Origin of the sequence: Pseudomonas sp. NFPP07 (assembly GCF_900115645.1) — a bacterium.
Taxonomy (GTDB): Bacteria; Pseudomonadota; Gammaproteobacteria; order Pseudomonadales; family Pseudomonadaceae; genus Aquipseudomonas; species Aquipseudomonas chlororaphis.
On sequence record NZ_FOXG01000003.1, the window covers coordinates 520030 to 534087 of the forward strand.

Sequence of the window (14058 nt, forward strand, 5' to 3'; positions counted from 1 at the left end):
GATTTGAGGTGTAAAGACGTCCAGCGACCATCGGCATGAGCTTGAAACGCCCCGCGGATGGGAGTACCGTCTGCGCCTTAGAAGGGCACCTCTGATGGTCGAGCGTGCAGGGCTACGGGCCCTGACTCCATTTCCAGAGTGGCTAGAAAGCGAATCCAGTAGTGTGTGTCCAGGCCTCGTGCCCAGCCACCTACGCCAACCTAATTCTGGCGCCGTTTGCCCACATGCCAAAAACCAGTGCCACGCTGCTGATAATCGATGACGACGAAGTAGTGCGCGCGAGCCTCGCGGCCTATTTGGAAGACAGTGGCTTCAGCGTCCTGCAGGCCAGTAACGGTCAGCAGGGACTTCAGGTGTTCGAGCAGGAAAAGCCCGACTTGGTGATCTGCGATCTGCGCATGCCGCAGATGGGCGGCCTCGAACTTATCCGTCAGGTAACCGACATCGAACCGCAAACCCCGGTCATCGTGGTTTCCGGTGCCGGTGTGATGAACGATGCCGTCGAGGCCCTGCGCCTGGGCGCGGCGGACTACCTGATCAAGCCGCTGGAAGACCTCGCGGTGCTGGAGCACTCGGTGCGCCGGGCCCTGGATCGCGCGCGCCTGCTGCTGGAAAACCAGCGCTACCGGGAGAAGCTGGAAGCCGCCAACCGCGAGCTCGAAGCCAGCCTGAGCCTGCTGCAGGAAGATCAGAACGCCGGGCGCCAGGTGCAGATGAACATGCTGCCGGTGAGCCCATGGACCATCGATGAGTTCAAGTTCGCGCACCAGATCATTCCGTCGTTGTACCTGTCCGGCGATTTCGTCGACTACTTTCGTGTCGACGAGCGCCGCGTAGCCTTTTACCTGGCGGATGTTTCCGGGCATGGCGCGTCTTCGGCCTTTGTCACGGTGCTGCTCAAGTTCATGACCACGCGCTTGCTGTTCGAGTCCAAGCGCAACGGCACTTTGCCGGAATTCAAGCCGTCGGAAGTCCTGGGCCATATCAACCGTGGCCTGATCAGCTGTAAGCTGGGCAAACACGTGACAATGGTCGGTGGCGTCATCGACGAGGAGACGGGCTTGTTGACCTATAGCATTGGCGGACACCTGCCATTGCCTGTGTTGTACACGCCAGACAGTGTGCGTTACCTGGAAGGGCGGGGTCTGCCGGTAGGCTTGTTCAATGAAGCCACCTATGAAGACCACATTCTGGAACTGCCTCCGAGCTTCAGCTTGACGCTGATGTCTGATGGCATTCTGGACCTTTTGCCGGAACCCACACTCAAAGAGAAAGAGGCCGCCTTACCTGATCGGGTGAGAACGGCCGGCGGCAGCCTGGATGGTCTGCGGCAGGTTTTTGGATTGGCCACGCTAGGGGAGATGCCGGATGATATCGCCCTGTTGGTGTTGAGCAGGAATCTTTAATGAGTACCGGTAGAATCCAGTTCGCCGAGCAGGACGGCACCTTTGTCCTGAAGTTTATCGGTGAAGTGCGCCTGACCCTGTGTTCGGCGCTGGATGCGACTATTGAGCGGATCTTCACGGCGCTGAACTTCTCGGCGATCGTGATCGACCTGACCGAAACCCGCAGTATCGACAGCACCACCCTGGGCCTGCTGGCCAAGCTGTCGATCCTGTCGCGGCAGAAGGTCGGCCTGTTGCCGACCGTCGTCACCACCCACGAAGACATCACCCGACTACTGCAGTCCATGGGCTTCGATCAGGTGTTCAACATCGTTGATCGTCCGATCCCATGCCCGGAATGCCTGACCGACTTGCCATCCCAGGACCAGTCGGAAGAGGTGGTGCGGCTCAAGGTGCTGGAGGCGCACAAGATCCTCATGGGCTTGAACGACTCCAACCGCGAGGCTTTCCACGATCTGGTGAATGCCCTGGAACGCAACTGATCCCATAAAGCGGCAGCAGATAAAAAAGGGCGAACCCGTGAGGGTTCGCCCTTTTTGCGTTGGCGCTCGCTCGATCAGAGCTTGGCGGCCAGCAGTGCCTCGAGTTTTTCCTGGTCGCGGGCGAACTGACGGATGCCTTCGGCCAGTTTTTCGGTGGCCATGGCGTCTTCGTTGGAGGCCCAGCGGAACTGCGCTTCGTTCAGGCTCTGGCGGGCTTCGCCAGCATGGCCCGGCGCCAGTTTGCGCTCCAGCTTGCCGGTGTCGGCGGCCAGTTTCTCGATCAGGTCCGGGCTGATGGTCAGGCGGTCGCAGCCGGCCAGTTGCTCGATCTGGTTCAGGTTGCGGAAGCTGGCACCCATGACCACGGTCTTGTAGTCATTGGCCTTGTAGTAGTTGTAGATGCGGGTCACCGACTGCACGCCCGGATCGTCGGCGCCGGTGTAGTCGTTGCCGCTGGCTTTCTTGTACCAGTCGTAGATGCGGCCCACGAACGGCGAGATCAGGAACACCCCGGCCTCGGCGCAGGCGATCGCCTGGGCGAAGGAAAACAGCAGGGTCAGGTTGGTCTGGATGCCTTCGCGTTCCAGCTGCTCGGCGGCGCGGATGCCTTCCCAGGTGGAGGCGATCTTGATCAGTACACGGTCACGGCCGATGCCGGCCTTGTCGTACAGCTCGATCAGGCGATGGGCGCGCTTGAGCATGGCATCGGTGTCGAACGACAGGCGGGCATCCACTTCGGTGGAAATGCGGCCGGGGATCAGTTTCAGGATTTCTTTGCCCACTGCGACGCCAAAACGGTCGCTGGCCAGGCCGACATCGCCCTTGACGTCACTGACGCAGGCGTTCAGCAGCTCGGCGTAACCCGGAATGGCCGCGGCCTTGAGCAACAGGGAAGGATTGGTGGTGGCGTCTACCGGTTTGACCCGGGCGATAGCGTCGAAGTCACCGGTGTCGGCAACCACGGTGGTGAACTGCTTGAGTTGTTCCAGCTTGGAAGTCATGAGTGTGCTCTGTCCTGTGGGTCTGTTGACATTACCCGAGCGCTGACAGCCGCTCAAGGGCGCGAATACGTAACCGGATGCCTAAACGAGCCCCAAGGGCAACAACCTGAAAAACAGGTGTTTGAATGCTGGGGCGCTATCCGTTTACTACGATGCCAAAACACCCATCAGGTTCAACCCGAGCGACCGTTAGCGACCTTCGAGCAACTGCCCGGCCTGATCCAGCAGCGCCAGCGGATCCTTGGCCTTGTGAATGTCCACCGAGAGCAACTGGCGGAACTTGCGCGCCCCCGGAAAACCGGTGCCCAGCCCCAATACATGGCGAGTGATGTGGTGCATGGCGCCGCCCGTGGCCAGGTGCCTGGCGATATAAGGTCGCAATTGTGTCAGCGCCTCGGCCCGGGAAATCACCGGTGCGCTGCTGCCGAACAACTGCTGATCCACCTCCGCCAGCAGGTAAGGGTTGTGATAGGCCTCGCGGCCCAGCATCACCCCGTCGAAAGTCTGTAGATGCTCATGGCAGGCCTCCAGGGTCTTGATGCCGCCGTTGAGGACGATCTCCAGCTCGGGGAAATCCGCTTTCAACTGTGCAGCTACGTCATAACGCAGAGGAGGAATATCGCGGTTTTCCTTCGGCGACAGCCCTTCGAGAATCGCAATCCGCGCATGCACGGTAAAACTGGTGCACCCAGCCTCCCGCACCTGGCCGACGAAATCGCACAGCTCTTCATAACTGTCGCGGCCATTGATGCCGATCCGATGCTTGACCGTCACCGGAATGCTCACCGCATCGCGCATCGCCTTCACGCAATCGGCCACCAGGCCCGGATGCCCCATCAGGCACGCGCCGATCATATTGTTCTGCACCCGATCGCTCGGGCAGCCGACGTTGAGGTTCACCTCGTCGTAACCATGCTCCTGCGCCATCCTCGCGCAAGCCGCCAGATCCGCCGGCGTACTGCCACCCAACTGCAACGCCAGGGGATGCTCGGACTCGTCGTGACGCAGAAAACGCTCATGATCGCCATTGAGCAACGCACCGGTGGTGACCATCTCGGTGTAGAGCAGGGCGTGCTTGGACAGCAGGCGCAGGAAGAAGCGGCAGTGCCTATCAGTCCAGTCCATCATCGGTGCCACGGAAAAGCGGCGGGAGAGGGCTGGCGAGGCAGTTGGAGCAGGAGATAAGAGCATTGGGCAATCTGGATGGGTGAGGCGAAGGAGGGGAAGTTTATCAGGAATGGAGTTCCGGGGTTGCAAGGGCGCGCGTACCAGGAAGATGAAGGGTCTTCGGTTCCTATATTCCGATCGGTTGTATGAACAGCGGCAGGCTAATAAAAAGCGGGCGATCTTAAGGTCGCCCGCTTTTGTGTGTGATTCGATAGCCGCATGGCGAGGCGAATGTTCGCTGCATTTGAATCACTTGAAGCTGTCCGCCAGCTCCCTGGCCCGATTCCCGGCCTCTTGCCGCGCCACCTGATCCACCTCATGCCCCAGGATGGTCTTTTCCACGATCAGCGCGTGGACCTGGGTGACGCCAACGAACTTCAACCAGGCCTCGACGTAGGGCTTCTGGAAGTCAAAGCGTTCCGCAGGCGTGTCGGATAGCGGCGAGAAGTCGAGGCCGCGGGCGTAGGCGACGACCGCGGTTTTGTTGTGCAGCAGGCCGCGCAGGCCGTGTTCGGCGGTGAAGCTGAAGAGGATGTCTTTCTGTGTGACCAGGTCGATGAAGTGCTTGAGCTTGTAGGGGATGCTGTAGTTCCACAGGGGGACGGAAAGTACCAGCAGATCGGCGTGGTGCAGGTGGGCAGCGAGGGTTTCGAGGGTGTTCCAGGCGCCTTGCTGGTCAGGGGACAGGGCCATGCCTTGCAGGCCGGCGTACTTGGCGTCCATGGCGTGCTGGTCGAATTCCGGCAGGTCCAGGCTCCACAGGTCCAGGGTGCTGACTTCGGTGTGTGGATGGTGGGTCTGATAGCGGTCGATAAAACCTCGGGCGATTTGTTGCGAGGCGGAGCGTTCTTTGCGGGGGGAGCATTGGATATGCAGCAGGCGGGTCATGACGGCATCTCGGATGAGGAATGCCGGGCATTGCAACATAGCGCTTTGCGGAATATAAATCGTAAATAAATGGCTGATTGATCACGTATCTTTATATGTTCGATGTTCTGTTACTCAAGACCTTTGTAACAGTGGTGGACGAGGATGGCTTCAGCCGTGCCGCCGAACGGCTGCACCTGACGCAGTCGGCGGTCAGCGGGCATCTGCGACGCCTGGAAGAGCAGGTCGGCAAGCCGCTGCTGACCCGTACCACGCGTTCCCAGCACTTGACTGCCGATGGCGAGCGCCTGATGGCCTATGCGCGAGCCATCCTCGCCTTGAACCGCGATGCCTGGGCCGAGCTGACGCGTTCGCCGTTTCACGGCCGGGTGCGGATCGGCATGTCCGAGGATTTTGTCGAGCCCCGCCTGCTGCGCCTTTTGCAGGAGTTCGCGGCGCAGTACCCGGGCATGGAAATCGATATACAGGTGAATATTCCCGGCACGCTGCTGGAGCGTATGCAGCAGGGCGGTCTTGAGGTGGTCATAGGTTCGCTGTGTGAAACCCGTGAGCCGGGCCTGCTGTTGTGGCAGGAGCCGTTGGTATGGGCCAGTTCCGCGTATCTGGTCGGCCGCTTGCCGACTCCGCTGCCACTGGCGCTGTTTCCCGAGCCATGCCCTTATCGGGCGGTAGCCCTGCAGCATCTGGCGCAAGCGGGAATCGCCCAGCGCACGGCAATGCTTTGCTCGAGCACCGCGGCGTTGCGCACGGCGGCCCTGTCCGGGTTCGCGGTGGCGCCGATAGCCACCAGCCAGCTGGGGCAAGGGCTTGCGGTATTGGGGGTGGAGCATGGTTTGCCGGTACTGCCTGACGCGGAGTTTCGGCTGTTCACGGCCAAGGATGCCGATCAGGGCATAGTGGCTGCGTTGTCCCAGGTGATAGTGGCGTATTGTGCGGCGCGGCGGCTCTAGCCGTCGGCTTCAGGGGCGCGACTGCCCGAGGGGCAGTCGCTTGAGCGGAGTTCAGAGGTCCAGGCCTTCCTGGATCACGGACAACAAGGTGTCTTCATTGAGTTCGAGCGGGTCCGGCCTGGATTTACCGGAGCCGGGAACCGTCTGGATCAGCCAGTGCCCCTCTCCATGTTCGCTGCCGTTGCGCAGCAGGTAGCGTTCAGGGCCTTTGCCGTGGATTTCGACACGCCCGGCGCCACCCGTGGTGAAGCGGGCGATGGGGTCGAGGAGGATGCTCTGGTGGTTGCCCTCGATCAGCAGTTGATCGATGGCATAGTTGAAGGTGGCGCCAGAGGGGTGGCTCTCGAACACGCGAGTGGGGACGCGCCGGATATTCAGCCCGACCTCTGAAAGTGGAGTCAGCCAGGTCTCGACCTGGTGGTACATCTCATAGACCTGTGCAGGCCACAGCTCGATGGCCTTGTCTGCCGAGATGTCTTCCTTGGCCCAGCTGTCCTGTTTTTGTTTCAGCCTTGCGGCGAGTTCATCGACCTTACTCATTCCGACTTCCTATCGTGATGTGAGGGTAAGTGTAGTTTCGGAAGGTACTTTACCTTGGCGGAGGGTGGCCAGCGATTCATGACCCTCTGCTGGATGCCGATGTTTGTATTGTGACGGGGTGTTTTTTATATATCCCTGATGAGCATCAGAAAAATGCTCTACATTTTCAGACGACGCCACCCTGAATTGTCCGCTATTACCTCTTAGGATTGGCCGGCCCGGCTGCATTGGATGCCTTACCCTGCCAGGATGATGCTTTGCCTATCCCGATTCACGACCCTCACCATGCCTCCGATCGAACCTTGAAACGACTGCCGCTGCTCAAGGCCGCGGTGGTATTCATTTCGATGGTTTGCCTGTGCCTGTGCGGCCTGCTTTATCTGCAGCTGGCGCAGTCCTATCACTACGATATGGCGCGGGCACAGGTCGCCTCGTCGAACCTGACCCGGGCCATGGCGCAACAGGCCGAGGACACCTTCATCGAGGCCGACCTAGTGCTGGCCAGCCTGGCCGACTGGATTCAGAAGGATGGTTATGGCCCTGAGCAGAAGCCTTTCCTGCAGAAGATCTTTGCGCAGAGGGCGCAAGCGCTCAAACAGATGCATGGCCTGTTCCTGTTCGACCGGGCGGGGCAATGGGTGGTCACCTCCTTCGAGCGTTTGCCACGCAGCGCAGGCGTGGCCCATCGCGACTACTTCCGCTTTCATCAGCAGAACGCTTCCTTGCTGGCCCACGTCGGGCCTGCAATCCGCAGTCGGGAAAACGGCGAGTGGATCATTCCGCTGACGCGGCGCCTGAACGACAAACAGGGCAATTTCGAAGGCGTGCTGCTGGCCGGCATCCGGCTGGCCTATTTCGACCGGTTCTTCAAAGGCTTCGACATCGATGACAACGGCAGCATGTTCCTCGCCCTGTCCGATGGCACCCTGTTGGCGCGGCGTCCGCTGGAGGAGCGGCAGATCGGCGCATCCCTGGCGCGCGGGGAGATTTTCAGCAAGTACTTGCCTGAGTCTTCTTCGGGTACTGCGATGATTCGTTCGCTGGTCGACAGGAAGATGCGACTCTACGGCTATCGGCAGCTGGAGGCTTACCCACTGGTGGTGGGCGCGGCCAGCTCGAAGGATGCGGTCCTCAAGGACTGGTACGCCAGCGCCTACCAGTCCAGCGCCATTGTCGCCCTGGTGGTTCTGGGGATCGGCCTGTTCGGCTGGGTGTTTGTGCATCAGGTGCGCAACGGCGAACGCATCGAGGCCGACCTGCGGACCGCGCAGGCGGCGCTGGAGGTGATCGCGACCCATGACAGCCTGACCGGCCTGGCCAATCGCCGGCTGCTCGAGCGGGCACTGGAGACCGAGTTCGGGCGCGGCGGGCGGCAGGCGAGCCCGCTGAGCCTGATCATGCTCGATATCGATTTCTTCAAGCGCTACAACGACACCTACGGCCATGTCGCCGGGGATCAGTGCCTGGCCGAGGTGGCGCAGGTGCTGAGGGATTGCTGTCAGCGCAAGGCCGACCTGGCGGTGCGTTATGGCGGGGAGGAATTCGTGGTCCTGTTGCCCGATACCGAGATGCAAGGGGCGCTGGCCATGGCCGAGCAGATTCGCTGCGGCGTCATGGAGAAAAACATCCCGCATACCGGCTCGCCCTTTGGGCGAGTCACCCTCAGCCTGGGTTGCTACTGCTTCGTGCCGAACGGGCACGACAGCATCGAAGCGTTCCTCGAGCACGCCGATGCCGCGCTGTACCAGGCCAAGAAATCCGGACGCAATCGGGTGGCGATCGAGAGCGTCAGCCAACCGTTGGCCCGCTCGGATCGCTGACAACTCGTTGCCGGTGCCTTCGGGCGCTTAGTCCTGATCCGGTTAGCCCAGCTTGCGTTCGAGATGTTGCCTCACGCCGGGCCATTCATCGTCGATGATGCTGAAACGCACTGAGTTGCGCTTGCGGCCATCGGGCATGATCCGTTCATGGCGCACGATGCCTTCCTGTTTTGCTCCCAGGCGCAGAATGGCGTTGCGCGACTTTTCATTGATTTCGTCGGTGGTGAACTGCACCCGTACACAGTCGAGCATCTCGAAGGCGTGGCGCAGCATCAGGTACTTGGCTTCGGTGTTGACGAAGGTTTTCTGCCAGCGTGTGGCGATCCAGGTGCTGCCGATTTCCAGCTTGCGGTTCTTGCGGTCGATCTTCCAGAAGCGGGTGCAGCCGATCACCTCGTTGCTGGCCTTGAGGACCGTGGCGAAGGGCAGGACAGTACCGGCGTCGCGACCGCTGAGGGCGATCTGCAGGTAGTCGTCCACCGTCGCGCTGGACGGCACCACGGTGAACGGTAGCCTCCACAGCTCGCCATCCTCGGCGGCCTTGACCAGGGCGTCGGCGTCGGAGAGTTGCAGCGGTCGCAGGAGGATTCGCGGGCCTTCCAGTATGTCCATGGCAGGTTTTTTCCAGCAGTGAAGGAGTGGGCTTCGGCCGTCTATTACAGGCAGACACCTAAGCCTTGGCAAGGTCCATTCATGGGCTGTTTCGAGCAGGGATATTGGCCAAATCAATTGTCGGTTCGGGGCTTTAATGGCTTATACATAGCGCCGATACGCGACACCTCATGCATAAGGACCACCCCATGAGTCAGCCCCATCTGATGAATTTCGCGCTTTACCTGCAACGGCTCGGCTACGACAGCGCGCCGCCGCCGACCCTGGCGACCTTGCGCGAGCTGCAGTTGCGCCACACCAGCACCTTTGCCTTCGAAAGCCTGTCGACCCTGTTGCGCGTGCCGGTGCCGATCGACCTGGCTTCGGTGGAACGCAAGGTCCTGCATGAGGGCCGTGGTGGCTACTGCTACGAGCTCAACCAGATGTACCAGGTGCTGTTGCAGTACCTGGGCTACGAGGCACGCGGCATTACCGGGCGAGTGGTGATGGGCGGGCCGGAAGATGCCTGGCCGGCGCGTACTCATCGCCTGGTACTGCTGACCCTGGATGGCGTGCGCTATGTCTCGGATGTCGGCTTTGGCGGCATGGTGCCCACCGCGCCGCTGCTGCTCGATACCGAGGATGAGCAGGCCACGCCCCATGAGCCCTATCGCATCACCGAGCGTGACGGCAGCTACACCCTGCGCGCCAAGGTCGCGGGTGAATGGCGGGCGATTTATGTGTTCGACCTGCAGCGGCAGGAAGCGGCGGATTACGAGATGGGCAACTGGTTCGTTTCGACCCACAAGGACTCGCCGTTTCTCGGTCAGTTGAAAGTCGCGCTGATGGGCGAAGGCCTGCGCCGGAGCCTGAATAACGGCAGTTACGCCGTGCATAGCCTGGGCCAGGACAGCGAGCGGAGGCAGATCAGCGACCCCGACGAGCTGATTGCCCTGTTGCAGAACGAGTTCGCCATTCGGGTGCCGCAGCATCCGCGGCTGCGAGAGGTTCTTGGCGAATTGCTCGCGCTGCCGCAACCGGCCTGATCGGTTCGGCTTCAGGGCTCCTCGGTGTCAAAGAGGCGGCTCAGGGTCAATGCCATAAAGGCGTCTGCTCATAACCATCCTTCAGCTGGCGGCGATACGTCCAGTGAGTCAGTAGAGCAATCAACGCACTGTCCAGCAGCCAGAGCGGCATCAGCAGGCGCAAGGCCGGGTGAAGGCAAAGTACACCGGCGATTGACAGCCCCAGCAGCAGGCTGCTGAGCCAATTGGCGAGGCCTTTCGCGCAGAGCAGGGCGTACAACGGGGTAAACACCAGCGCCATGGGTAGAAAGCCAAACAGCAGGCCGCCGCTGACGAACAAGGCGAATGCCCCAAGGGCAAACCAGAACCCTTGCCACAGGCTATCGGCGAAACAGGCTCCAAATACTGCAACCGCGAAGCTCTGTAGCACTATGACTGTGCGGAAGCTGCCATAGGCGAGGATAAAGGTTTGCCATAGATGATTCATTCAAGTGCTTCCATGCGTAGACGAAGGGCGTTGCCTGGGTGGACGCCCTCGGAGGCGGGGATTCTATCAGGGTGTCTGGGGCGGTGTTCGGGGGGGTGAAAGGCGGGGCTGGCAATCGGGTGGCGCGGGTTTCTGAGGCCGGGCAGTGTCGAATAAAGTGTATACAACTCTATAGACATTTGTCCCGACTGTTGAATACAGTGTGCCCCATAACAAAAACCAGGGAACCCCCCAACCATGAAAACGCCCTCTGTTTCACCGCAACGGCCTGAAGATGAAAACCTGGGTCTTGGCGCGAATATGGCTTACGGCCTGCAACATGTCCTGACCATGTACGGCGGTATCGTTGCGGTGCCTTTGATCGTTGGCCAGGCCGCCGGCCTGGCGCCGGCGGACATCGGTCTGCTGATCGCGGCGTCGTTGTTCGCCGGCGGTCTGGCGACTCTCCTGCAAACCCTCGGCCTGCCGTTTTTCGGCTGTCAGCTGCCGCTGGTCCAGGGCGTGTCCTTCTCGGGCGTGGCGACCATGGTGGCGATTGTCAGCAGCGGTGGCGAAGGGGGCTTCCAGTCGATTCTCGGGGCGGTGATCGCCGCCTCGTTGATCGGTCTGCTGATCACTCCGGTGTTTTCACGCATCACCAAGTTCTTTCCACCGCTGGTCACGGGCATCGTGATCACCACCATCGGCCTGACCCTGATGCCAGTGGCGGCGCGCTGGGCCATGGGTGGCAACAGCCATGCGGAAAACTTCGGCAGCATGGCCAATATCGGCCTGGCGGCGATCACCCTGGTCCTGGTGTTGCTGCTGAGCAAGATCGGCAGCGCGACCATCTCCCGGCTGTCGATCCTGCTGGCCATGGTGGTGGGCACGATCATCGCGGTGTTCCTGGGCATGGCCGATTTCTCCATGGTCACCCAGGGGCCGATGTTCGGCTTCCCGACGCCGTTTCATTTCGGCATGCCGACTTTCCATTTCGCCGCCATCCTGTCGATGTGCATCGTGGTCATGGTGACCCTGGTGGAAACCTCGGCCGACATCCTCGCGGTGGGTGAGATCATCGACACCAAGGTCGACTCCAAGCGCCTGGGCAACGGCCTGCGCGCTGACATGCTGTCAAGCATGATCGCGCCGATCTTCGGCTCCTTCACCCAGAGCGCCTTTGCCCAGAACGTCGGGCTGGTGGCGGTGACCGGGATCAAGAGCCGTTATGTGGTGGCCACCGGCGGGGTGTTCCTGGTGATCCTCGGCCTGCTGCCGTTCATGGGGCGGGTGATTGCCGCGGTGCCGACCTCGGTGCTCGGCGGTGCCGGTATCGTGCTGTTCGGCACCGTGGCGGCCAGCGGTATCCGCACCCTGTCCAAGGTCGACTACCGCAACAACGTCAACCTGATCATCGTTGCCACCTCGATCGGCTTCGGCATGATTCCCATCGCCGCGCCGAACTTCTACGACCATTTCCCGAGCTGGTTCGCCACCATCTTCCATTCCGGCATCAGCTCCTCGGCGATCATGGCCATTGTGCTGAACCTCACCTTCAACCACTTCACCCTGGGCAACTCGGACCAGCAATCGGTGTTCGCCGTGGCGTCCGAGCGCACCCTGCGCTACCAGGACCTGGCAGCGTTGCGTGAGGGCGATTATTTCAGCGGCGGCAAGCTGCACGATGCCGAGGGCAACGAGATCCCGGTGGTGGATACGTCCCATGGCGAGCATGCTCCGGCTGCTCATCAGGCGTCGTCCCATCCCTCGGGCGCGGTCGAAACCAGCAAGGTCTAGGGCCGGCCGAATCGCCAGGCTGGACGCAATCAGTCCAGGCCTGGCCGGCTAACTACTCCGCGACTCGGTCTGGCAGCCCTTGGCGGACCAGCGCCAAGGCGAACAGCACCACCACGGCGGCTGCCGCCGACAGCGTCAAGGGCAGGCCGTGGGCGCCACCGCTCATGGCTGCGCCGCTGAGCAAGGGGCCCAGCAGGCTGCCGATCCCCCATAACAAACCCGCGCTGGCGTTGGCCGTGACCAGGTCGGGGCCGCTGAACTCCTGGCCGATCAGGATGATCGCCAGGGTGTACACCCCGCCGGCCGCCGCGCCGAGTATCACCAGGCTCGGCCAGAGCAGCGCCGGGTAGTTCATCAGCAGTGGCAGCCCCAGGCCGATCAGCAACGACACCACGCCGCAGCCCAGGTAGATGGCGGCGCGTCCGGCCTTGTCCGACAGCCAGCCCAGGGGGAACTGGAACGCCGCATCCCCCAGCAGAATGATGCTGATCATCAGCGCCGTGAGCTTGATGGCGTAGCCGTGAGTCGCGGCGTAGACCGGAAACAGCGAGAGAATCACCGTATCGAAGAAGGCGAAGAACAGGATGCCCACGCACAGCGCCGGTGCCACCCGGATAAAGCCCAGCACTGAGAAACTCTGGTTTTCTGCGTGTCCGGCAACGGGGCGCTGGCGTGGCAGGGTCAGCCAGATCACCGCAATGGCCAGCAGGTAACCGGTACTGACCGTGGCGATCACCGCCGGACCTTCGGTGCCGAGCAGGGCCACCAGGCCGGGGCCGATCATCTGGAACACGGTGAAACAGGTGGTGTAGACCGCGATCACTCGTCCGCGCACGGCGTCCGCGGCCATCTCGTTGACCCAGGTTTCCCCCAGGATGATGATCAGCCCGGCGCCGAAGCCCATGACGATCCGCGCCAGCCCCAGGCCGGTCAGGCTGATCCCGGGGAGTTCCAGGGCGCCGATGCTGAGGGCGCACAGGCTGAAACACAGTAGGTAGATCTGCCGGCGGCTGAGTTTCCGGCACAGGCCGTTCACCAGGAACGCCGACAGCATCATGCCGGCGGCGGGAAGGGCCGACATGATGCCGATCTGGGGGTTCGAGGCACCGGCCTGGTACAGGCGCAAGGCAATGACCGGCACGGTGGAACCGATGCTCAGGCCGACAATCGAGATGCCAAGGATCAGCGCGGCCAACAGGGTTTTATTCATGGAAGACACCTGCGCCCGACGGGGCGGGCGCTCAAAAACGGTTTGTTGTGGCGCGGTGCTTTTGCTCGGGCAGGGTTGCGGTTCGGCATACGCGGGCGTAGGTCGGGCCGGGGTTCTGCGGTGCAAAGCGGCGGATGGGTCAGTGCGCGGTGAACAAGCGCGGCAGCTGTATCAGGTCCGCGCCGGCTTCAGGCGCAACGGTGGGGTTCAGGCGTGAGGGGAGAAGGTGAAGGCGAACAGCACGCTGCGGCGGCGGCGATTGATCGCGCAGTCGGATTGCGACACCGCGAAGGTCTGCGATGGGCTCATCGAGAGAAAGCTGTGATGGAGCTGTGCGGGGAAAAACATGAGTCGTGATGGCTGGCGTGAGAAGGGGCACAGCCTACTTCAGGCGCTGGCGCCAGGCAATCGGAGACAGGTTGGAATCGGGCGCAGCGCAAACGCGTATCCGCATGCCGGTCTGGCATGCGCTGAATCGATCTTGGGGAGGGTAACGCTGAACTGATTCGCCGCAGGAGCAGGGCGCTCCTTGAAATGTTGCTGGCCAATCAGTGTAGGAAGATGGCTCCACGACCTGGACTCGAACCAGGGACCCAGTGATTAACAGTCACTTGCTCTACCAACTGAGCTATCGCGGAATGCGGCGTATCTTACTGATTAAAATGGATAAGTCAAGCATATCCAAATAATTTTTCGCTTGAGTGAGCCTGGTCGA

The 14058-nt window shown here is 61.5% G+C and carries 13 protein-coding genes and 1 tRNA gene; 6 read left to right on the forward strand and 8 right to left on the reverse strand.

Translation table 11 applies throughout. The annotated features are described in order from the left end of the window. Window positions 1-224: 224 nt before the first annotated feature. Both rssB and rssC read left to right on the forward strand, forming a co-directional pair. Window positions 225-1406, forward strand: coding sequence for a two-component system response regulator RssB (rssB, locus tag BM019_RS10500; protein WP_062823089.1), 1182 nt, complete (start codon window positions 225-227; stop codon window positions 1404-1406). Continuing rightward, window positions 1406-1888 (forward strand): anti-sigma factor antagonist RssC, encoded by a 483-nt coding sequence (rssC, locus tag BM019_RS10505; RefSeq protein ID WP_007926970.1) that lies wholly within the window; start codon window positions 1406-1408, stop codon window positions 1886-1888. The genes rssB and rssC overlap by 1 nt, the downstream gene beginning before the upstream one ends. Before the next feature lie 74 nt (window positions 1889-1962). On the opposite strand, the gene tal is transcribed toward rssC, so the two are convergent. From tal to BM019_RS10520, 3 genes are all read right to left on the reverse strand, one after another. Further along, entirely contained in the window at window positions 1963-2889 is a 927-nt protein-coding gene (gene tal, locus BM019_RS10510) for a transaldolase (RefSeq protein WP_009043002.1), read from the reverse strand. 189 nt (window positions 2890-3078) lie between these two features. Next, a complete protein-coding gene (gene dusA, locus BM019_RS10515; protein WP_092418200.1) occupies window positions 3079-4080 on the reverse strand; it encodes a tRNA dihydrouridine(20/20a) synthase DusA in 1002 nt (333 codons plus the stop codon). A gap of 225 nt (window positions 4081-4305) precedes the next feature. After that, window positions 4306-4944, reverse strand: a complete 639-nt coding sequence (locus BM019_RS10520) for an FMN-dependent NADH-azoreductase (RefSeq protein WP_062823072.1) — start codon at window positions 4942-4944, stop codon at window positions 4306-4308. A 95-nt stretch (window positions 4945-5039) separates the two neighbouring features. Here BM019_RS10520 and BM019_RS10525 point away from each other — a divergent pair, with 95 nt between their 5' ends. Then, window positions 5040-5894, forward strand: a complete 855-nt coding sequence (locus BM019_RS10525; RefSeq protein ID WP_009043005.1) for a LysR substrate-binding domain-containing protein — start codon at window positions 5040-5042, stop codon at window positions 5892-5894. A 51-nt stretch (window positions 5895-5945) separates the two neighbouring features. Here BM019_RS10525 and BM019_RS10530 read toward each other — a convergent pair whose 3' ends face one another. Continuing rightward, on the reverse strand, window positions 5946-6434 hold the full coding sequence (locus BM019_RS10530) for a hypothetical protein (RefSeq protein ID WP_009043006.1): 489 nt from the start codon (window positions 6432-6434) through the stop codon (window positions 5946-5948). Window positions 6435-6691: 257 nt separating this feature from the next. On the opposite strand from BM019_RS10530, the gene BM019_RS10535 reads away from it, so the two are divergent. Further along, a complete protein-coding gene (locus BM019_RS10535) occupies window positions 6692-8254 on the forward strand; it encodes a sensor domain-containing diguanylate cyclase (RefSeq protein ID WP_092418201.1) in 1563 nt (520 codons plus the stop codon). Window positions 8255-8296: 42 nt separating this feature from the next. On the opposite strand, the gene BM019_RS10540 is transcribed toward BM019_RS10535, so the two are convergent. Continuing rightward, window positions 8297-8866 carry a GNAT family N-acetyltransferase gene (locus tag BM019_RS10540; protein ID WP_092418202.1) on the reverse strand — a complete coding sequence of 190 codons (570 nt, stop codon included), beginning with the start codon at window positions 8864-8866 and terminating at the stop codon, window positions 8297-8299. 188 nt (window positions 8867-9054) lie between these two features. On the opposite strand from BM019_RS10540, the gene BM019_RS10545 reads away from it, so the two are divergent. Beyond that, window positions 9055-9891, forward strand: coding sequence for an arylamine N-acetyltransferase family protein (locus BM019_RS10545; protein WP_092418203.1), 837 nt, complete (start codon window positions 9055-9057; stop codon window positions 9889-9891). Between the two features lie 46 nt (window positions 9892-9937). Here BM019_RS10545 and BM019_RS10550 read toward each other — a convergent pair whose 3' ends face one another. Next, window positions 9938-10357 carry a hypothetical protein gene (locus tag BM019_RS10550; RefSeq protein WP_092418204.1) on the reverse strand — a complete coding sequence of 140 codons (420 nt, stop codon included), beginning with the start codon at window positions 10355-10357 and terminating at the stop codon, window positions 9938-9940. Window positions 10358-10594: 237 nt separating this feature from the next. On the opposite strand from BM019_RS10550, the gene BM019_RS10555 reads away from it, so the two are divergent. Continuing rightward, on the forward strand, window positions 10595-12133 hold the full coding sequence (locus tag BM019_RS10555) for a nucleobase:cation symporter-2 family protein (protein ID WP_092418205.1): 1539 nt from the start codon (window positions 10595-10597) through the stop codon (window positions 12131-12133). Between the two features lie 52 nt (window positions 12134-12185). On the opposite strand, the gene BM019_RS10560 is transcribed toward BM019_RS10555, so the two are convergent. Both BM019_RS10560 and BM019_RS10565 read right to left on the reverse strand, forming a co-directional pair. Continuing rightward, window positions 12186-13343 carry an MFS transporter gene (locus BM019_RS10560; protein WP_092418206.1) on the reverse strand — a complete coding sequence of 386 codons (1158 nt, stop codon included), beginning with the start codon at window positions 13341-13343 and terminating at the stop codon, window positions 12186-12188. A 562-nt stretch (window positions 13344-13905) separates the two neighbouring features. Beyond that, window positions 13906-13981, reverse strand: a tRNA-Asn gene (locus BM019_RS10565). Window positions 13982-14058: the final 77 nt, after the last annotated feature.